Annotated in this window: 20 protein-coding genes; 16 read left to right on the top strand and 4 right to left on the bottom strand. The window is 67.6% G+C overall.

Annotated elements, in window-relative coordinates; translation table 11 throughout:
- Positions 1-31 precede the first annotated feature (31 nt).
- From ACYQ7X_RS01045 to gltX, 11 genes are all read left to right on the top strand, one after another.
- Positions 32-835: an ABC transporter permease gene (locus tag ACYQ7X_RS01045; protein ID WP_459694962.1), complete on the top strand. Its 804-nt coding sequence runs from the start codon at positions 32-34 to the stop codon at positions 833-835.
- Positions 832-1,608, top strand: a complete 777-nt coding sequence (locus ACYQ7X_RS01040; protein ID WP_459694961.1) for an ABC transporter permease — start codon at positions 832-834, stop codon at positions 1,606-1,608. Before ACYQ7X_RS01045 ends, ACYQ7X_RS01040 begins: the two co-directional genes overlap by 4 nt.
- A gap of 41 nt (positions 1,609-1,649) precedes the next feature.
- Entirely contained in the window at positions 1,650-2,681 is a 1,032-nt protein-coding gene (locus tag ACYQ7X_RS01035; protein WP_459694960.1) for a taurine ABC transporter substrate-binding protein, read from the top strand.
- A complete protein-coding gene (locus tag ACYQ7X_RS01030) occupies positions 2,674-3,507 on the top strand; it encodes an ABC transporter ATP-binding protein (RefSeq protein ID WP_459694959.1) in 834 nt (277 codons plus the stop codon). The genes ACYQ7X_RS01035 and ACYQ7X_RS01030 overlap by 8 nt, the downstream gene beginning before the upstream one ends.
- A gap of 98 nt (positions 3,508-3,605) precedes the next feature.
- Positions 3,606-4,931 carry an omega-aminotransferase AptA gene (gene aptA, locus ACYQ7X_RS01025; protein WP_459694958.1) on the top strand — a complete coding sequence of 442 codons (1,326 nt, stop codon included), beginning with the start codon at positions 3,606-3,608 and terminating at the stop codon, positions 4,929-4,931.
- A 214-nt stretch (positions 4,932-5,145) separates the two neighbouring features.
- Positions 5,146-5,415: an HU family DNA-binding protein gene (locus tag ACYQ7X_RS01020; RefSeq protein WP_459694956.1), complete on the top strand. Its 270-nt coding sequence runs from the start codon at positions 5,146-5,148 to the stop codon at positions 5,413-5,415.
- 317 nt (positions 5,416-5,732) lie between these two features.
- Complete coding sequence (locus tag ACYQ7X_RS01015) at positions 5,733-6,743, top strand: phospholipase D-like domain-containing protein (protein ID WP_459694955.1); 1,011 nt, start codon at positions 5,733-5,735, stop codon at positions 6,741-6,743.
- Positions 6,721-7,392: a chromate transporter gene (locus ACYQ7X_RS01010; protein WP_459694954.1), complete on the top strand. Its 672-nt coding sequence runs from the start codon at positions 6,721-6,723 to the stop codon at positions 7,390-7,392. The genes ACYQ7X_RS01015 and ACYQ7X_RS01010 overlap by 23 nt, the downstream gene beginning before the upstream one ends.
- Positions 7,389-7,919: a chromate transporter gene (locus tag ACYQ7X_RS01005; protein ID WP_459694953.1), complete on the top strand. Its 531-nt coding sequence runs from the start codon at positions 7,389-7,391 to the stop codon at positions 7,917-7,919. Before ACYQ7X_RS01010 ends, ACYQ7X_RS01005 begins: the two co-directional genes overlap by 4 nt.
- An 84-nt stretch (positions 7,920-8,003) precedes the next feature.
- Positions 8,004-9,761: a methyl-accepting chemotaxis protein gene (locus ACYQ7X_RS01000; protein WP_459694952.1), complete on the top strand. Its 1,758-nt coding sequence runs from the start codon at positions 8,004-8,006 to the stop codon at positions 9,759-9,761.
- Between the two features lie 192 nt (positions 9,762-9,953).
- Positions 9,954-11,324 carry a glutamate--tRNA ligase gene (gene gltX / locus ACYQ7X_RS00995; protein WP_459694951.1) on the top strand — a complete coding sequence of 457 codons (1,371 nt, stop codon included), beginning with the start codon at positions 9,954-9,956 and terminating at the stop codon, positions 11,322-11,324.
- A 43-nt stretch (positions 11,325-11,367) separates the two neighbouring features.
- Here the strand turns inward: gltX and ACYQ7X_RS00990 are convergent, their stop codons facing one another.
- The 4 genes from ACYQ7X_RS00990 to ACYQ7X_RS00975 form a co-directional block, all read right to left on the bottom strand.
- Positions 11,368-11,601: a hypothetical protein gene (locus tag ACYQ7X_RS00990; RefSeq protein WP_459694950.1), complete on the bottom strand. Its 234-nt coding sequence runs from the start codon at positions 11,599-11,601 to the stop codon at positions 11,368-11,370.
- Positions 11,598-12,353: a hypothetical protein gene (locus tag ACYQ7X_RS00985; RefSeq protein WP_459694949.1), complete on the bottom strand. Its 756-nt coding sequence runs from the start codon at positions 12,351-12,353 to the stop codon at positions 11,598-11,600. Before ACYQ7X_RS00985 ends, ACYQ7X_RS00990 begins: the two co-directional genes overlap by 4 nt.
- A 138-nt stretch (positions 12,354-12,491) precedes the next feature.
- The gene (locus ACYQ7X_RS00980) at positions 12,492-13,832 is read right to left on the bottom strand and encodes an O-antigen ligase family protein (RefSeq protein ID WP_459694948.1); all 1,341 of its coding nucleotides are present in this window, start codon (positions 13,830-13,832) and stop codon (positions 12,492-12,494) included.
- 254 nt (positions 13,833-14,086) lie between these two features.
- Positions 14,087-14,455: a DUF6481 family protein gene (locus ACYQ7X_RS00975; RefSeq protein ID WP_459694947.1), complete on the bottom strand. Its 369-nt coding sequence runs from the start codon at positions 14,453-14,455 to the stop codon at positions 14,087-14,089.
- Between the two features lie 238 nt (positions 14,456-14,693).
- On the opposite strand from ACYQ7X_RS00975, the gene ACYQ7X_RS00970 reads away from it, so the two are divergent.
- The 5 genes from ACYQ7X_RS00970 to ACYQ7X_RS00950 all read left to right on the top strand — a co-directional run bounded on the left by ACYQ7X_RS00970 (position 14,694) and on the right by ACYQ7X_RS00950 (position 19,064).
- Positions 14,694-14,897, top strand: coding sequence for a cold-shock protein (locus ACYQ7X_RS00970; protein WP_459694946.1), 204 nt, complete (start codon positions 14,694-14,696; stop codon positions 14,895-14,897).
- Between the two features lie 109 nt (positions 14,898-15,006).
- Entirely contained in the window at positions 15,007-15,330 is a 324-nt protein-coding gene (locus ACYQ7X_RS00965) for a hypothetical protein (RefSeq protein ID WP_459694945.1), read from the top strand.
- Positions 15,331-15,831: 501 nt separating this feature from the next.
- Positions 15,832-16,836 (top strand): ABC transporter ATP-binding protein, encoded by a 1,005-nt coding sequence (locus ACYQ7X_RS00960; RefSeq protein ID WP_459694944.1) that lies wholly within the window; start codon positions 15,832-15,834, stop codon positions 16,834-16,836.
- 30 nt (positions 16,837-16,866) lie between these two features.
- On the top strand, positions 16,867-18,147 hold the full coding sequence (locus ACYQ7X_RS00955; RefSeq protein ID WP_459694943.1) for an ABC transporter substrate-binding protein: 1,281 nt from the start codon (positions 16,867-16,869) through the stop codon (positions 18,145-18,147).
- The gene (locus ACYQ7X_RS00950; protein WP_459694942.1) at positions 18,144-19,064 is read left to right on the top strand and encodes an ABC transporter permease; all 921 of its coding nucleotides are present in this window, start codon (positions 18,144-18,146) and stop codon (positions 19,062-19,064) included. Before ACYQ7X_RS00955 ends, ACYQ7X_RS00950 begins: the two co-directional genes overlap by 4 nt.
- Positions 19,065-19,066 lie beyond the last annotated feature (2 nt).

The following is a 19,066-nucleotide window of genomic DNA, read 5'->3' as shown; positions in this document are numbered from 1 at the left end:
ATCTTGCGATGCATCATCAGGTCTTGCAGGCATGAGCGGCGCGAGCGGGTGGGGGGAGCGGCGGCTTCGCCCGGCCGCGCGCCATGCGCTCGGCGGCCTCTCCATGCTGGTGGCGCTCATCGGCTGGCAGGCGGTCGGCAGCCTCCACCTCATCCCCGGCGGGCTGCTCGCCTCCCCGGCCCAGGTGCTCGCCGATCTCTCGGATATCCTGCGCCACGGCTATCGCGGCACCAGCCTGGGGGAGGATATCGCCGCGACCCTCGCCCGCGCCCTCGGCGGCTTCGCTCTCGGCGCGCTGCTCGGCGTGCCGCTCGGCCTCTGGATGGGAACGAGCCGGCTGGCGGCGGCCGCGCTCGATTGGATCGTGCAATTCCTCCGCCCGCTGCCGCCGCTCTCCTTCCTGGTGCTGCTCATGCTCTGGCTCGGCACCGGCGATGCGGCGAAGATCGCGCTGCTCGCGCTCACCGCCTTCCCGATCATCACGAGTGCCACCTATGCCGCCGTCGCTGCCGTGCCGCGGCAAAAGATCCAGGCGGCGCAATCTTTAGGCGCAGGTCGCGGGCAGATCTTCCGCCATGTGCTGCTGCCGGCGGCCCTGCCGACCATCTCGACCGGCCTGCGCATCGCGCTTGCCGCCGCATTCTCGACTGTCGTCGCCGCCGAACTCATGGCCGGCTCCGACGGGCTCGGCTGGATGATCTTCTCGGCGAGCCAGTTCCTGCGCAACGGCGTCATCCTGCTCGGCATCATCCTGCTCGGCCTGCTCGGCATGACGCTGAACGGGGTGCTGCTGCGGGCGGACCGCGCGCTCATCCACTGGCGGGGGCGGGAGTGAGGGGCTGGCTCAGCCGCCACCCTTCGGCCGTCACCCTCGCCAGCATCGCCCTCGTGCTCGGCGCCTGGGCGGGGGCGACCTATGGCGGCCTCGTCTCGGACCTGCTGCTGCCGACGCCGGACGAACTCTGGAGCGGTGCGGCCGATCTCGTGCTCAATGGCTACAAGGGCTACAGCCTCGGCGCCCATATCGGCCTCAGCCTGCTGCGGGTGGCGGTGGGCTTCGGCCTCGGCACCCTCATCGGCACGCTGCTCGGCCTCGCCATGGGCATGTCCGAGGTGGTGGACGCGCTGGCCGCCCCCTTCATCGAATTCCTCCGCCCGCTGCCGCAGCTCGCCTATCTCGTGCTGCTCATCATCTGGTTCGGCATCGGCGAGACGCCGAAGATCGTGCTGCTGTTCCTCGCCGCCCTGCCCGTCTCGGCGATCGCGGCGCGGGATGGCGTGCGCGGGGTCTCGGCCGAGCGGGTGCGGGCGGCGCAATCCTTGGGCGCCGGGCGCGGCCAGATCTTCCTGCATGTCGTGCTGCCCTCGGCGCTCGGCGAGATCTTCATCGGCGCCCGGCTCTCGATTGGCATCGTTTATGCAACGCTGATCGCCGCCGAGATGATCGCGGGCGCCAATGGCATCGGCTGGCTCATCCTCGATGCCGGGCGCTTTCTGCGCAGCGATTACGTGCTGGCCGGCATCCTGATGATCGCTGCCATGGGCATCGCGCTCGATCGCGGCCTCGCGTTCATGCAGCGGCGCATCGTGCATTGGGCCGGCCGGTAAGCCGGCACTTGGCTTCACCCTTCAAGGATCAGGAGTAAGGCATGGCTGAGACATCTCCCCTTTCCCGCCGCCGGCTGCTGGCAGGGGCTGCCGGGCTTGCAGCCGCGGCAGGCCTGCCGGCGGGCGCGCGGGCAGGCGCCACCCCCACCATCACCATCGGCTATTTCGTGGAAACCAAGCCGACGATGATCGCCAAGGCGCAAGGCTGGTTCGAGGAGGCGACGGCGGCAAAGATCAACTGGGTGGAGATGGGCAGCGGCGCGCAGATCAATGCCGGCATGGTCGGCGGCAGCCTCGATATCGGCATCGGCATCGGCTCCTCGCCCGCCGCCGCCGGCATCAGCCAGGGCATCCCCTATAAGGTGATCGCCATGCTCGACAATATTGGCCCGGCCGAGGAGATGACCGTCCGCGCTTCCGAGAACATCAGGACGCCGGCCGATTTCAAGGGCAAGAAGATCGCGACGCCCTTCGGCTCCACCTCGCATTTCCGCCTCATGGGCTTCCTCAAGACGAATGGGCTGACGCTTTCGCAAGTCACCGTGCTCGATCTGCCGCCGGAACAGATCGTCGCTGCCTGGAAGCGCGGCGATATCGACGCTGCCTATGTCTGGAGCCCGGCCAAGGCGGAACTCCTCGCCGATGGCGGCGCGGTCTTCGAGACCTATAAGGAGCTCGACGCCAAGGGCTATGTCATCGCCGATCTCTTCGTGGCGCGGAACGCCTTCGCCAAGGCGCATCCTTCGGCCGTCACCGGCATCCTCAAGGCCTATGGCCGCGCGCTCGATCTCTATCGCAGCCAGCCGGCCGAGGCTGCCGCGATCGTCGGCAAGGCGGCGGGGGTTTCGGCCGATGTCGCGGCCGCCAACCTCGCGCAATATGATTTCGTGCCGCTCAAGACGCAGCTTTCCGCGCAATGGCTCGGCAGCCCTGGCCATCCCGGCGCCTTCGCGGCCGAATTGCAGCATACGGCGCAATTCCTCGTCGGCCAGAAGAGCATTCGCCGGGCGCTCGCCCTGCCCGCCTATCAGAAGGGGATCGACACGACCTATCTGGAAGCGGCCCTTGCCTGAGCCGGCCGCGCCTGAGCCGGGGGCACCCGAGCCGGTAGCAGAGGCCGGCCCGCCCTTCCTCGCCTTCGAGCAGGTCTCCGTCACCTATGGCGCCGGCACGGCGCAGCCGACCCTCGCCTTGCAGCCGACCGACCTCGCCTTCGCGCGCGGCGATTTCATCTGCATCGTCGGGCCCTCGGGTTGCGGCAAGACGACGCTGATGCAGACGCTGGCGGGCTTCCTCGCCCCCACCGGCGGGGTGGTGCAGGTGGCGGGCCGGCCGGTCACCGGGCCGGGGCCCGATCGCGGCGTCGTCTTTCAGCACGCCGCCCTCTTTCCCTGGAAGACGGTCGCCGCCAATGCCGGCTTCGGCCCCCTCATGCGCGGCCTGCCCCGCTCGGAACGCGCGGCGCGGGTGGAATACTGGCTGCGCTCCGTCGGGCTTTGGGAGTTCCGCGGCCGCTACCCCTACCAGCTCTCGGGCGGCATGCAGCAGCGGCTCGCCATCGCCCGCGCGCTCGCCAACGAGCCCGAGATCCTGCTGATGGACGAGCCTTTCGGCGCGCTCGACGCGCTGACCCGCGAGCAGATGCAGGAGGAGTTGCACGCCGTCTGGAAGCGGCGGGGGATGACGGTGCTCTTCATCACCCATAGCGTGGACGAGGCTGTCTATCTCGGCACGGAGATCGTCGTCATGTCCCGCCGGCCGGGGCGGGTTCTGGAACGCATCCCCGCGCCCTTCGCGCGTGCGGCGGGGGAGCGGGATATCCGCCGCATCAAGGCCGGCGCCGATTTCGTCGCGCTCAGGGAGCGGGTGCTCGGCCTCATCTGGGGCGAGGGGGAATAGCCGCGGTCGGCGCGCGCCGGCTGGCTTTTTTCTTCGCTGGCATCAAACAAGCGAGGGGCTATAGTCCGAGGCTTGATCCGCCGATGAGGTCTCAAGCCATGGATACCGCCGCCGCGCTTTTCAACGAACCGCTCGACCATCACTGGATGCCCTTCACGCCGAACCGGCAGTTCAAGGAGCAGCCGCGCATCATCGTGCGGGCCGAGGGCATCCATTACTGGAACCCGCAGGGCGAGCGGCTGATGGACGGGATCTCCGGCCTCTATACCACGCCCGCGGGCCATGGCCGGCGCGAGATCCGGGACGCGGTGACGAAGCAGATGGCGGAGCTCGACTATGCCCCCGCCTTCCAGTTCGGCACCCCGGGCTCCTTCCGCCTCGCGACGGAGATTGCCGGCCTCACCCCGGGCGATCTCAACCGCGTCTTCTTCACCGGCGGCGGCTCCGAATCGGTCGAAACCGCGCTCAAGATCGCCATCAACTACCATCGGGCGCGGGGCGAAGGGCAGCGGCTGCGCATGATCGGCCGCGCCAAGGGGTATCATGGCGTCAATTTCGGCGGCTGGTCGGTAGGCGGCATGGTCAAGAACCGCCAGATGTTCGGCCTCGGCCTGCCCGGCGTCAGCCATATCCGCCATACCCAGATCCCCGAGAACCGCTTCGCCATGGGCCAGGGCGCGCATGGCGGGGAGGATCTCGCCAATGATCTGCTGCGGCAGATCGAGATCTATGGCGCGGATACCATCGCCGCCTGCATCGTGGAGCCGATCGCAGGCTCGGTCGGCATCCTCGTGCCGCCGAAGGGCTATCTCGAACGTCTGCGCCAGATCTGCGACCAGCACGGCATCCTGCTCATCTTCGATGAGGTGATCTGCGGTTTCGGCCGCACCGGCGCCGCCTTCGGGGCGCAGGCCTTCGGCGTGACGCCGGATATCATGACGATGGCCAAGGCGATCAACAATGGCAGCATCCCGATGGGCGCCGTAGCGGTGCGGGAGGGGATCTGCCAGGCGATCCTCGATGTCGCGCCCGAAGAGACGATCGAATTCTTCCACGGCTATACCTATTCCGCCCATCCGGTCGCCTGCGCGGCGGCGCTGGCCGCCCTGGCGCTCTATCGCGATGAGGATCTCTTCGCCCGAGCGCGCGCGCTTTCGCCCTATTTCCTTGATCTTATCGCTGGAATGCGGGATCTGCCGATCGTGACCGATACGCGCGGCTACGGCCTGCTCGGCGCCTTCGACCTCGCGGCCGATGGCGCGCCGGGCAAGCGCGGCTTCGCGGTGATGAAGGCCTGCTTCGCGGCCGGGCTCGTCATCCGCGTGGCGGGAGACACGATCATCCTCGCACCCCCCTTCATCGCCGAAGCTGCCGAGCTGGACGCGATGTTCGCGATCCTGCGCGAGGTCCTCGTCCGGGCGTGAGCGACCGGGGCTGCCAGCTTGGCGCCCCTGGAATGACTTTTTCGGCACACCGGCCAGCTTTCTCTGGCCGGAAAGCCGTTTCATCCAAAATCTTGTTGACGCTCATTGGACAATCGGGAAGAAGCGTCAAAGGTGCCCTGGGCGGCTGCGACTCGCAGCATCGTTGATGAACCCCCAGGGGTCGTGACATGTTCTGCATTATTGCGAGGTTTTGATGTCGAAAGCGTTTCTCGCCCAGGTCATCCAGGAATCGGCTGACACCACCGGTGTCGCCGCCAACCGCGCGGCGACCGATGTGATGGAGGCGATCGTGCGCGAGTTGAAGAGGAACGGCCGCTTCACGCTGCCGAGCTTCGGGACCTTCATCGTCCGCAAGACCAAGGCGCGCAAGGGCCTCAACCCGCGCACCGGCGAGGCGATCAAGGTCAAGGCCGGCAAGACCGTCCGCTTCAAGGCCTCGCCCTCGCTCAAGAAGGTCGTCTGAGGGCGCCTATCCCGGCGAAGCAGCGTCAGGCGGGGCTTTCGCAGTTGCGAAAGCCCCGTTTTTCCTGGGTCGCCGGCAGCCGCGCCCCGGCCTCCGCCATCGCGCAGGAAATGCCTGCCCCATCAAGGATTTAGCGCCCTCTCTCGCGCCCGCCGCGCGCTTTGCCGCGCATCGCATCCTGCCTGGCCCGGAGGCGTCTGCGCGCGCGCCCTCGTGAAATCGCCCGGAAGCTGTTTCCGCCTGCTGGATGTTCCGCTAGGCTATGGATTAGAAAGGTCGTTCATCCTCGATCGCGTGGGAGCCGCTGGAACACGGGCATGGGTACAGAACATAAGATCGCCTGGATCGGAACCGCCCGCGCGATCGTGCAGCCCGAGCAGGGCAGCCAGCCGGTGCTTGATCTCATCAACGGCGCGCAAGCCTCCATCCGCCTCAAGATGTTCACCTTCACGGCCGATGATCTCGCGGAAGCGCTGATCGCGGCGCAGGCGCGCGGCGTCGCCGTGCGGGTCATGCTCAACCCTGCCCGCTCCTCCGGCAGCCGCGCGAATGACGACATGAAGGCGCGGCTCCAGGCGGGCGGCGTCTCCGTCATCTGGAGCAGCCCGGCCTTCGCCGTGACGCACGAGAAATCCATGGTGGTGGACGATTCGCGGGCGATGATCGCGACCTTCAACTTCGGCGTGAAATACTTCACGGCGACCCGCGATTACGGCGTGCTGACCACCGACCCGGCGGTCATCGCCGAAATGATCGATTGTTTCGAGGCGGACTGGGCACGCAAGAATTTCACCCAGCGGGAAGAGAGCGCGCTGCTCTGGAGCAACCGCGGCTCGCGCGCGCTGATGTGCGAATTCATCGACATGGCGCAGCATACGCTCGAAATCCAGCATCCGAAGTTCGTTGATGCCGTGGTGCTGGAGCGCATCATCCAAGCGCGGGAGCGCGGGGTGCGGGTGCGCATCCTCTGCGGCGGTAAGCACGGCATCAGCCCGTGGGACGTGCTCGATACCTTCGCCTCGCTGCGGCTGATGAAGATGCAGGGCATCAAGATCCGCAAGCAGAAGGGGCTGCGGCTGCACGCCAAGCTGCTCATCGCGGACGATCAGCAGGCGCTCGTTGGCTCGATGAACATCGACCGTAGCGCCTTCGATCTGCGGCGCGAACTTGGATGCTTTGTCAACGATCCAGAAGCGGTCGGCGTTTTCTGCGAAAGCTTCGCGGATGATTGGCACGAGGCGAAGCCCTATGACCCGCCTGACCCGCTGACGGTGCATCTGGTCGATGAGAACGACCTGCCGCACGATGCCGAACTCGTCCACGAATAAGCCGGCGGCGGCCGATCTCGCCACGATTGGCGACGGCGCGCCGGGCGTAGCCGCGCCCGGCGTCTCCGCTTGGGAAATCGCCGTCACCTTCAACGAAATCGCCCTGTCGAGCTTCGGCGGCGGGCTATCCGCCTGGTCGCGCGAAATGGTCGTCGCGCGCAAGAAATGGATGGACGACGCCGAATTCCTCAGCGCGATGACGATCTGTCGCATCCTGCCGGGGGCCAACCAGGTCAACCTCGCCGTCTTCGTGGGCACCAAGCTCAATGGCATGCGGGGGGCGATCGCCGCGCTGGCCGGGCTCATCGCCATGCCGACGCTGCTGCTCGTCGGCATCGCCGCCCTCTACGCCGCTTTCCAGCATTCGAAAATCCTCGAACATGTGCTGGATGGCTTCGCCGCCGCCGCCATCGCCATGACCTTCCAGATGGTCTGGAAGACCGGGCGCAGCACGCTGACCTCGCTGGCTCCCATCCTGCTCTTCGCCATCACTTTCTTCGTCAACGGCATCCTGCGCTGGCCGCTGTGGTGGACGCTGGCGCTCGCCGCCCCGCTCGGCATCGCCTGGGCCTGGCGGCGCGCGCATCATCGCCACGCCACTCCGCCGCCCGCCGCCGGGGGCGCCAAGCCCGATGGGGTGAAGCCATGACGCTTGTGCTTGCGCTGCAACTCATCATGGTCTTCGGCGTCACCTCGCTGCTCGCCTTCGGCGGCGGCAACGCCGTCATTCCGCAATTCGAAGAGCAATGCGTGCAGGTCTATCATTGGCTGACCCCGCAGCAATTCACCGATTCCTTCGCGATTGCCCAGGCGGCGCCGGGCCCGTCCACGCTCATTGTCAGCCTGCTCGGCTTTCGTGCCGGCGGCGTCTGGGGCGCGCTCATCGCCACGGCAGCCATGGTTATCCCGACAGGGCTGATCGTCTATGGCCTCGCCCGCGTATGGGATAAGGGGCATGGCGACAAGCCGGTGCGCCACGCCTTCCAGGATGGCCTCGCCCCCATCACCGTCGGCCTCATCCTGGCCGGCGGCGTCGTCGTCGCGCGGCACGCGGAATCGAACTGGGTGCAGGTGGCGATGACGGTGGTGGCGACATTTGTGCTCATCACCACCAAACTCAACCCACTTATCGTCGCCATCACTTGCGGCGTCATGGGCTATGTCCTCGGCGCCTGAAGGCCCGATCGTTTCGGCTCATTCATAAGGGTTTAAGGAGGACTATCGTAGGTTCATATCGAATCTGTCATGGTTGGAGCTTTCATGTCGATGATCCCCCGCCTCTTCGGCACCTCCCGCCTCCATCGCGCCGCGCTTGACTTCTTGCAGAGAAACGTCATGCTCGCCGATGAGAACCTAACCATCACCTTCATGAACCGCTCCCTGCTGCGCTTTCTCCGCGCGGCAGAGCCGGATTTGCAGAAGGAGATGCCGCACTTCCATGTCGATCGGCTGGTCGGCAGCAATATCGATATCTTCCACAAGAACCCCGCCCATCAACGGGATCTGCTCGCGAAGCTCACGGCGCCGCATTCAGCGATGATCACCGTCGGCACCGCCGCATTCGATCTCTACGTCACGCCGATCATCCGCGGCGGCAAGCGGCTCGGCTTCGCGGTCGAATGGTCGGACGCGTCGGAGCGGATCCGGAATGTTGAGCTGACCGAGATGATGAACGCGATCAACCGCTCCCGCGCCATGATCGAATTCAATTCCGACGGCACGATCCTCAATGCGAACGAGAATTTCCTGAAGGAAATGGGCTATCGCCTGGAGGAGATCAAAGGGCAGCACCATCGCATCTTCATGGACCCGGCGGAGGCTGCCTCGGCCGAGTACCAGGCGTTCTGGAAGAAGCTGCACAGCGGCGAACCGATCGTCGGAGACTTCAGGCGCCGCCGCAAGGACGGGCGGACGATCTGGCTGCAAGGCATCTACAACCCGATCTTCGACCGGGCAGGCAAGATCCAGAAATACGTCAAATTCGCCACCGACATCACGCCCCGGATGGAGGCGATGCGCCGCTTCGGCGCGACGTTGACGGCGCTCGCCTCCGGCTCGCTGCTCGGCATGGGGGACGAGCCGCTGACACCGGAGCTCGATCCGCTGCGCATCGATCTCAACCGGGCGATCGTCGCGCTGCGCGACACGATGGAAAGCGTCAAGCTCAGCGCCAGCACCGTGCAGGCGGCGTCTTCCGAAATCCGCACTTCCTCGGACGATCTCTCCCAGCGCACCGAGCGCCAGGCAGCGTCGCTCGAAGAGACCGCCGCCGCGCTCGACGAGATCACCGCCACCGTACGCAAGACCTCGGAAAGCGCGGGCCATGCGCGTGATGTGGTGAGCGGCACCAAGGTCGATGCCGCGAAATCGGGCGATGTGGTGCGCGAGGCGGTGCGCTCGATGGATGCGATCGAAGGCTCGTCGAAGAAGATCGCCCAGATCATTACGGTGATCGACGAGATCGCCTTCCAGACCAATCTGCTCGCCCTCAATGCCGGGGTGGAGGCGGCGCGGGCCGGCGATGCCGGACGTGGCTTCGCCGTGGTCGCCCAGGAAGTGCGCGCCCTCGCCCAACGCTCGGCCGATGCTGCCAAGGAGATCAAGGGGCTGATCGCCGATTCCACCCAGCAGGTGGCTTCCGGCGTCAATCTGGTGCGGGAGACGGGGCGCACGCTCGAACGCATCATCAGCCAGGTGGGCGAGATCGATAGCGTCGTCACCGATATCTCGGCGAGCGCGCATGAACAGTCCTCCGCGCTTGGCGAGGTCAATTCGGCGATCAACCAGATGGATCGGGCGACGCAGGAAAACGCCGCCATGGTGGAACAGGCAACCGCCGCCGCGCATAGCCTCGCCCAGGAGGCGATGGAGTTGATCCGCCGGATGGAGGCTTTCGATACCGGCAGCCATGCCCGCGCCCGGCCCGGCCAGCCGGCGGAGGGAACCGCCGCCACCGGCCGCGGCCACGGCCGGGAGCGCAGCCGGGCGATGGCGCGGGAGGCAGCGGAACTCGTCTGACGCGCGCCCATCGCGGACACTCGGCCGGGGGCGCCGAGCCGGGGATGCCCAGCCGGGGGCACGCGGTCCCCGGACGCGCCGGCAGGGCACCCCCGCCCTGCCGCTTCCGCCTTTGACGGAGCAGGCCGGCATGGGGCATGGGGTGACCCCATGAACACAGCAGACCGCACAGCAGACCGCAGAGCAGAAAAGATGGCGAACCGCCCGGCGGAGAGCGGCAGCGCAGGCCGCCCGCGCCTCCGCTTCGCGCCGAGCCCCACCGGTTATCTGCATGTCGGCAATCTACGCACCGCCGTCGCCAACTACCTCTTCGCCGAGCGGCATGGCGGCAGCCTGCTGCTGCGCATGGACGATACCGATACCGCCCGCTCCCGCCCGGAATACGAGGCGGCGATCCAGGAGGATCTGCGCTGGCTCGGCATCGGCTGGGAGGGCTTCGCGCGCCAGAGCGAGCGGCTGGGCGTGTACGAGGCGGCGGCGGAGCGGCTGAAGGCGGCGGGCCTCCTCTACCCGTGTTTCGAAAGCGAGGAGGAACTCGCCGCCAAGCGGGCGATGCAGCTCAAGCGGCGGCTACCCCCGGTCTATGATCGCGCCATGCTCGCCCTCACGCCCGAGCAGCGCGCCAAGGCGGAGGCCAATGGCAAGCGCCCCTATTGGCGCTTCAAGCTCTCGGATGGGGAGATCGCCTGGCCGGACATGGTTTTCGGCGAGCGGCGGGTGAAGCTCGCCAGCCTGTCGGACCCGGTGCTGATCCGCGCCGACGGCACCTTTCTCTACACCTTCACCTCGGTCGTCGATGATCTCGACCTCGGCATCACCCATATCATCCGGGGGGAGGATCACGTCACCAATACCGGCGTGCAGATCGACCTCATGAGCGCCCTCGGCGGCCGGCCGGAGCGCATCCGCTTCGCCCATCTGCCGCTGCTCACCGATGCCGAGGGCGGCAAGCTCTCCAAGCGGTTCGACAGCCTCTCCGTGCGCAGCCTGCGGAAAGACGGGCTGGAGCCGGATGCCATCATCGGCTATCTCGCCCGCCTCGGCTCGGCGGACGACATGGCACCGCTGACCCGCGCCGAGGCGGTGGCGAGCTTCGATCTCGGCCGCATGTCCCATTCGGCGGCGATCTTCGATCCGCGCCAGCTGCTCGCCCTCAACCGCCATCTGCTGCAACGCCTCGGCTTCGCCGAGGTCGCCGAAAGGCTGCCCGCCGGCGCCACGGAAGCCTTCTGGCAGGCGGTGCGCGGCAATCTCGATCTGCTGCGCGAGGCACGGCTCTGGTGGGAGATCCTGAGCGGCGAGATCACCCCGCCGGTACTGGCGGAGGATGCCGCGTTTCTGCAGGCCGCGGCCGCGCTTCTCCCGCCCGAGCCGTGGGATCAGACAACCGCCGGCGGCTGGACGCGCGCCCTCGGCGCGGAGACCGGCCGCAAGGGCAAGTCACTCTACCACCCGCTCCGCCTCGCGCTGACGGGGGAGGAGAGCGGGCCGGATCTGAAGGATCTCCTGCCGCTCATCGGCCGGCCGAAGGCAGCCCGCCGGCTTCTCGCCGCCGCCGGCTGAAGCCTGCCTCCGCGCCGAGGCGCCCGCGCCCGACCGTCCGGGCTCAGCGACGCCGGGCGCCGCGCCGGGCGCCCAGGACCAGGATGCCGGCCAGGCCGGCGAAGAGCAGAAGGCCGACGACCGCGCCGGGCAGGCCGAGCCGCGGCAGAATTCCCGCCGCCAGCACGATCCAGAGGATGACCGCGCCGGCGAAAAGCCCGTCATCCACGAAAAGGCCCCAGGCCTCATCCCGCATCAGCCGCAGCACGGCAGCCGCCCGGCCGCTCCCGCCGCTCATAGCGTGACACTCCGCGGACCAGGCCCCACCAGCCGGACGGCAGCGAGCGCGGCCAGCAGAAAGCCCAGGATGAGCCAGAGCAGGGAGAGATCCGCTCCCGGCCAGGCGATACCCGCCCCCTCCCCCACCCAGAAGGTGCCGAAGGCGCAGAGCAGCACGCCGACCGCGAATTTCAGGATATTCTCGGGGATCATGGCGACCGGCCGGCGCAGCGCGATGCCGGCGAGGACGACGAGCACCAGCGCCGCCGCCGCGCCGAGCGCTGCCGGCCAGAGCAGCCCCCGTCCGGCCGCGCCCACGGCGACGACGATAAAGACGACCTCGATCCCCTCGATCATGGTGATCTTGAACGCCGCCGCGAAGCCGGCCGGATCGATCGCCCCGAGCGTCCGCCCGCCGCCCGCCGCCAGCGCCGCCCGGCTGCTGGCATAGGCGGCCTCCTCGTCATGCAGCGGAATGATGCCGGCCGCCCGCAGCGCCGCCTTCTTCAGCCAGCGCATGCCGAAGAGCAGCAGCAGCGTGCCGAGGGCGAGTTGCACGGCGCCGAGCGGAATGGCGGTCAGCAGCGGCCCAAGGATGAGCACGAGCAGGGCGAGCAGCAGGGCGGCCGCGCCGCTGCCCCAAAGGGCCGCTGGCCAGCCGCGCGTCGCCCCCACCGCCAGCACCACGGTCAGCGCCTCGATGAACTCCACCGCCGAGGCGAGGAAGGCCGCGAGCAGCGTCGGGCCCGCATGTAGCAGATTGATCGGCATCAAAGGCTCCTCTCATCACGGGTAGCGTCACTATCCCAAGCCCAACCGTTCCGGAATGGCGGCGGGCGCGGTTTCACGCATTGGTGCGGCCATGCTGGGAGGTAGCGAGGCAGGGCGCACGGTCGCCCTCGCGCCGGCTCAGGCCGGAAACAGCCGCCCCTCCGCCTCGCGTTCGGCACGGATCATCGCCGCCGTCACCCAGGTGAAGGTGAGGCTCGCGGTCGTCGCGATGAGGGTATTGTCGGTCGCCGAATGCAGCGCGAAGGCCAGCAGCACCAGCCAGAGGAAGCGCGCCTCGGCACGCGGCATGCGGTGGAGGCCCCGCCGCCACCAGAGGATGAAGAGCAGAATGAGGAGGCCGAGGCCGAGGCCGCCGCCCTCCACCGCGATGCGCAGATATTCGTCATGCGCCGCATTGGTGCCGAGCAGCTGGAAGAGCAGCGTGCCGAGCGGCACCACCACCTTGCCCGAACCCGTGCCCCAGCCGATCCAGGGGGAGAGGGCGAAGGCATGTTCGTAGATCGGCCAGATCAGCATGCGGTTGCTGAGGCTCGTCACATCCCCCTGCTCGGCGAGGGTGAGCAGCCGCACGAAGCCGAGCAGCGGGGCGGCGATGATGGCGAGCGCCGGGGCGAGGAAGCCGCCCAGCAGCAGCGGCACGCGCAGCCGCCAGGGCCAGGCGGGGCTTCTGATGCAGGCGGCGGAGAGCAGCACCACCAGCGCAGCGAGGGCGAGCGGCCCGCGCGCGCCGGTGGCGAGGAGGATCAGCCCGTCGGCCACCAGCAGCGCCAGATGCCACGGCTTCGCCCCACGCAACTGCTCCAGCACCAAGGCGTAGATGCTGGTGAGGCAGAAACCGGCCAGCACCGCCGGCAGGCTGGAGGCGCCGAAGCGGAGCGCGCCATCCTGCATTTCATAGAGCGGCCGCAGCCCGGCGAGGCTCAGCACCCCGCCGAACAGCACCACGGCGAAAGGCGCCGCGATGCTGGCGCCGATCACCGCCCGGCACCAGGAGAGCGGCAGGCGGACGAAGCCGAAGGCGAAGGGCGCCATGGAACCGATGACGCTGCGGAGCGCGGCCTCCAGCGTCAGCCCCGGCCAGAAGCCGTGGAGGAGCCCGCCGAGGCCCATCACCGGATAGGCGAGCGCCGGGTTCACCGGATCGGCGCGGGCGCCGAAACGCAGCAGGCAGAGCAGCGCGAGCACGAGGCCGGCCCCCTTTTCCAGGCCGAGAATGCCTTCCGGATTGGCGATATGGAGCAGATCGGCGAGCCACATCTCGGGCCCCGTGGCGGTGACGATGAGCCAGAGGGCGGTCGCCGCCCCGGGGAATCGCAGGGCGAGCGCAAGGCCGAGGCCGAGCGGGATGAGGCCGAGCGCCGGCCAGAAGGCCAAGGGCGCGCCGAGCGCCAGCGCGAGCCCGCCGAGCAGGAGCAACCCGCCGAGCGCCGGGCCGGAGAGGAGGAGGCCGCCATTCATTGCGGAAGGGTATCATACGACCGCCCCGCCGAGCCAGGGGATGGGCGGGATAGACCCGCACCCCGAGCGTCGCGCGGCGGGGCGCGGGGCGACCGAGGAGAGGCTGCACAAGGCGGGGATGGCCGCGGCGGACGACGCCGCGCCTCAGGCCGCCATCCCCCTGCGCGTCACGGGGATCGGGCCTCGCAGGATGGCTGCTTGCAGGATCGCCGCGGCCGGACCCGGCCGATTCGCAGCCGGGAGGCGGCCCCCGATCAGCGGCGGCGCGCCTTGCGGGCGGCGTAGCGCGCGTCGCGGGCTGCTTTCTGCTTGGCCTTGAGTTCGAGTTCGGCCTCGCGCGCGGCTTCGGCGGCGAGGAGTTCGGCCTCGATCCGCGCCTCCTCCTCGATCCTGCGGCGCTCGGCTTCCTCAGCCTGGCGGATCTTGTCCGCGGCGCGGCGCTGCTCGCGCTCGGCATCGCGGATGGCGCGCTGCTCGGCGATCCGCTTGCGTTCCTCGGCGATCGCGACGAGGCGGGGATGATCCCCCTGCGGCCGGGACTTGAACTTTTCGAGAAGGGCTTGTTTCGCCTTGAGAGCCGCGTCGCGGCGGTCGATGAAGTTATTTGCCTTAAAGCCAGCCATACTCTCTTTCTCTCTGCCGCCGGCCATGGCACCGCGCCCGGGGCGCCGGAGCCATGCCGCCGTTTGTTGTCGCGATCGGGGCTTAATACACCGGAAAAGGCCGGGCGGAAGCGCCCTTTCTGGTGGGGGAGGTGCGCGTTTGCCGTCTCCCTCCTCTCAACAATAATTGAGGAGGGGGTAGCGCGGGGCCGTTTGCATGGCTATTCCTGACATTCTTCAACGCGGAGCGCGACGGATTATGGCGACTGGGACCGTTAAGTGGTTCAACATGGACAAGGGGTACGGCTTCATTACGCCCCAGGACGGCGGCAAGGATGTGTTCCTGCACATCACCGCGGTCCAGGCGGCTGGGCTCAAGACCCTGAACGAGGGAGATCGGGTGAGCTTCGACATCGCGACGGAGCGCGGTAAGCAAGCTGCCGCGAATCTGAAAAAGCTCTGAGACGCGACACCGCCCTTCGGCTTCGTGCCGGAGGGCGGTTTCTTCGTTTCTTGACCGTGAGCCCTGGCCGGGCGGTGTAGGCTCCGCCCTTCTTCATCGGAGAGACGGAATGAAACCCGCTTTGACTGCCAGCGCCGCGGCGCTGATGCTTTGCCTGACGGCAGGGGCTGCCCTCGCCGCGCCGAGCCTGCCTGCCTGCGACAGCCCAGAGGCGCGCAGCGGCATCGCCTTCGCCCTCAAGAAATCCAACGCCCCCTTCACGGTGACGGATCTTGCCGGCATCACGACCGACAAGCAGAACGATACCGAGGTCGCCTGCCTCGCCATCGCCACCCTCTCCAACGGCACCCACCGGCCGATCGGCTATAAATTCCGTATCTACAACGGCAAGGTGCAGAGCTGGGTGGGCCTCTTCGTCATGAAGGGCAAGTAGCCGAAGCTTGACCGCGCGCGGCCCTGGAGCCGCGCGCCCTTCCTGGCAGAAGCGTGGAATAGCCCCGCCGCTGCGGCCAAGCCGCGGCCTTGCTGCCTGGCGCTCCGCCCAGCGCCCCGCCTGATCTCCCCCTTTTCCTTGCGGCGTGCGGCAGAAGCCGCTTCGCGGACGCGCGCAGCTGCGCCATCGCGCACCCATCGCCTGCGGGCGCCCCCGCTGCGCCCCTTCCGCCCGCCGCGATCGGCCTCGCGAAGCTCTCCAGGCGGGCTGACGCGATGGGCAGCCGCCACCCGCCCAGAAAGTGTACACAGTTTGCCGATTTGGAGGCAGATCGGAGCGCCACCGCCCCGGGGCCACGGCGCCCGCGCCTGCCCGCAGGCTTGGCACGGCATTTGCGTGAAGAGCGGGGCGAGGGTCGGGGGTGGCATCCCTCGGGGCGATGCCCCGGGGCCGCTCCCTCCGGGCCGCGCCTGCCATTCATCTTCCGCGAGGCATGCCATCGTGAGTGCGCTACCCGATGTTGAGCTGATCGCTGTCACCAAGCGCTACGGCGGCACCGTCGCGGTCGAGAATATCTCGCTCCGCATCCCCAAGGGCACCTATTGCTGCCTGCTCGGCCCCTCCGGCTGCGGCAAAACCTCGACACTGCGCATGATCGCGGGGCACGAGGATATTTCGGAAGGCGATATCATCATCGCCGGGCAGAATGTGAGCGGGCTGCCGCCCGTGCGCCGCGGCACGGCGATGATGTTCCAGAGCTACGCCCTCTTCCCGCATCTCAACTGCGTGGACAATGTCGCCTTTGGGCTCAAGATGCGGGGTGTGGATAAGGCAACCCGCCGGGCGGAGGCGCGCAAGCTGCTCGATATGGTGCAGATGGGCCCCTATGCCGCGCGGCTGCCCGCCCAGCTTTCCGGCGGCCAGCAGCAGCGGGTGGCACTCGCCCGCGCGCTCATCACCCGGCCGAAGGTGCTGCTGCTGGACGAGCCGCTTTCCGCCCTCGATCCCTTCCTGCGCGGCGCGATGCGCGAAGAACTGAGGCGCCTGCAGCAGGAGCTTGGCATCAGCTTCATTCACGTCACCCACAGCCAGGAGGAGGCGCTGGCGCTTTCCGATCTCGTGGTCGTCATGGATCATGGGGTGATCGTGCAATCCGGCGCGCCGCGGGCGGTATTCAACGCGCCTGCCACCGCCTTCATCGCCCGCTTCATGGGCGGCCACAATGTCATCCGCGCGCCGGAAGGGGCGATCGCCGTCCGCGCCGATCGTTGCCGCATCATCGCCAACCCCAATGCCCCGGCCGGCGCCACGCCCGGCATCGCCGGCCCCGTCACCTCGATCGAATATCTCGGCGCGCAGGTGAAGGTCGGCGTGCGCGCCGAGGGCGAAGCGGGCGAGATGATCGCCCTTCTGCCGGACGACCAGTATTTCGCGGCCCCGCTGCAGACCGGCGCCGAAGTGCGCCTTGTCTGGGCGGCCGAGGATGCCCAGCCGCTTTCCGCCTGACATTTCGATCTCTTGGAGGATTTCAAAGACATGACGAAGAAGACGATCAATCGCCGCGGTCTGCTCAAGGGTGCGGCCGGTCTCGCCGGCACCGCCGTCGGTTCCGGCGCCATCACCGGCTTCCCGACGATCTGGGCGCAGAACATCAAGAACATCACGCTGCGCCAGTTCGGCACCGGGGTTTCCAACCTTAATGCCATCGCCGACCAGTGCAAGAAGGATACCGGCATCACCCTCTCGATGACGGCGATGGATACCGATGCCGCGGCCACCCGCGCCATCACCCAGCCCGACAGCTACGATATCGCCGATATCGAATACTTCATCGTCAAGAAGGTCTTCCCGACCGGCCGGCTGCAGCCGCTCGATGTCAAGAAGCTCACCTATTACAACGAGATCGTGCCGCTGTTCAAAACCGGCAAGCTCACGCCGACCTCGGTCGTCGGCCAGGGCACCGCGCCCTGCAAGGTGAGCTATGTGGAAGGCGCGGAATCGAAGAAATTCGCCCCCGCTCCCACCGAATGGATGACGCTGATCCCGACGATCTACAACGCCGATACGCTCGGCATCCGCCCCGATCTCGTCGGCAAGCCGATCACCCATTGGAAGGAACTGGTGGACCCCGCCTTCAAGGGCCGTGCCGCCATCATCAACATCCCCTCGATCGGCATCATGGATGCGGCGATGACGATCGAGAGCCTCGGCCTCTGGAAATACGGCGACAAGGGCAACATGACGAAGCAGGAGATCGACAAGACGATCGCCTTCCTCATCGAGCAGAAGAAGGCCGGCCAGTTCCGCGCCTTCTGGAAGAGCTTCGAGGAAAGCGTCGATCTGATGTCCTCGGGCGAGGTCGTCATCCAGTCCATGTGGTCCCCGGCCGTCACCGCGGTGCGCGCCAAGGGCATTCCCTGCGTCTTCCAGCCGCTCGCGGAAGGCTATCGCGGCTGGGGCGGCGGGCTCGGCATGGCCAAGCATCTCACCGGCCTCAAGCGCGATGCGGCCTATGAATACATGAACTGGTATCTCTCCGGCTGGACCGGCGCCTATCTCAACCGCCAGGGCTATTACTCGGCGGTGCTGACCACGGCGCAGAAATACATGACGGCCAATGAGTGGGGCTACTGGATGGAGGGCAAGCCCGCCACCGCGCCGATCATGAGCCCGCAGGGCCAGCAGATCGCCAAGGTGGGGGACAAGCGCGACGGCGGCTCCTTCTACGATCGCATGGGCCATGTCGCCTGCTGGAATTCGGTCATGGATCACGACCGCTACCTGATCCAGAAGTGGAACGAGTTCGCCGCGGCGTGAGCACGAGCGTGGAGAGAGCCGCGCCGCGCACCCTGGCAGGGGCGCGGCTGAGGCGCTTGGGCGGCATCGGCGGATCCTCCGCCGGTGCGCTGCTGCTCGCCGCACCGCTCGCCGTCATCCTCGGCGTCTTTCTCGTCGTGCCGATCCTCATGCTGATCGTGGTGAGCTTCCTCGACTACGATTCGGTGCAGATCATCTGGCGTTTCGTGATCAGCAACTACGTCCAGGCGCTCTCCTCGGCGGTGACCTGGCGCACCTTCGCGATCACGCTCCGCTACGCCGCCTTCACCTGGGCGATCACCCTCTTCCTCGGCTTCTGGATCGCCTATTTCCTCGCCTTCGAGGTGCGCAGCGTCACCTGGCAGATGGCGCTCTTCCTCGTCTGCTCGGTGCCCTTCCTCACCTCCAACATCATCCGCACCATCTCCTGGATTCCGGCGCTCGGGCGGAACGGCATCGTCAACTCCCTGCTGCTCGACCTGCACATCATCCACCATCCGCTGACCTTCCTGCTCTACAGCCCGTTTGCCATCATCCTCGCCTTCATCCACCTCAACACGCTCTTCATGGTGACGCCGATCTTCAACTCGATGATGCGGATCGACCGCTCGCTCCTCGAAGCCGCACGGGATAACGGCGCCGGCTTCTGGCAGACGATCTGGAACGTCATCCTGCCGCTCTCCAAAAGCGGCATCGGCATCGGCACCATCTTCGTGCTCACCCTCGTCATGGGCGATTTCGTGACGGTCAGCATCATGGGCGGCGGGCAGAGCGCCTCGGTCGGCACCATGATGCAGAACGAAATTTCGCTTCTGCAATATCCGGCGGCGGCGGCCAATGCCGTGATCCTGCTCGCCCTCGTGCTGGTGATGGTCTTCCTCATCCTGCGCGTGATCGACATTCGCAAGGAGCTTTGAGC

The organism is Acidisoma sp. C75 (assembly GCF_054665095.1).
This window is presented reverse-complemented; position numbering and strand designations above follow the sequence as displayed.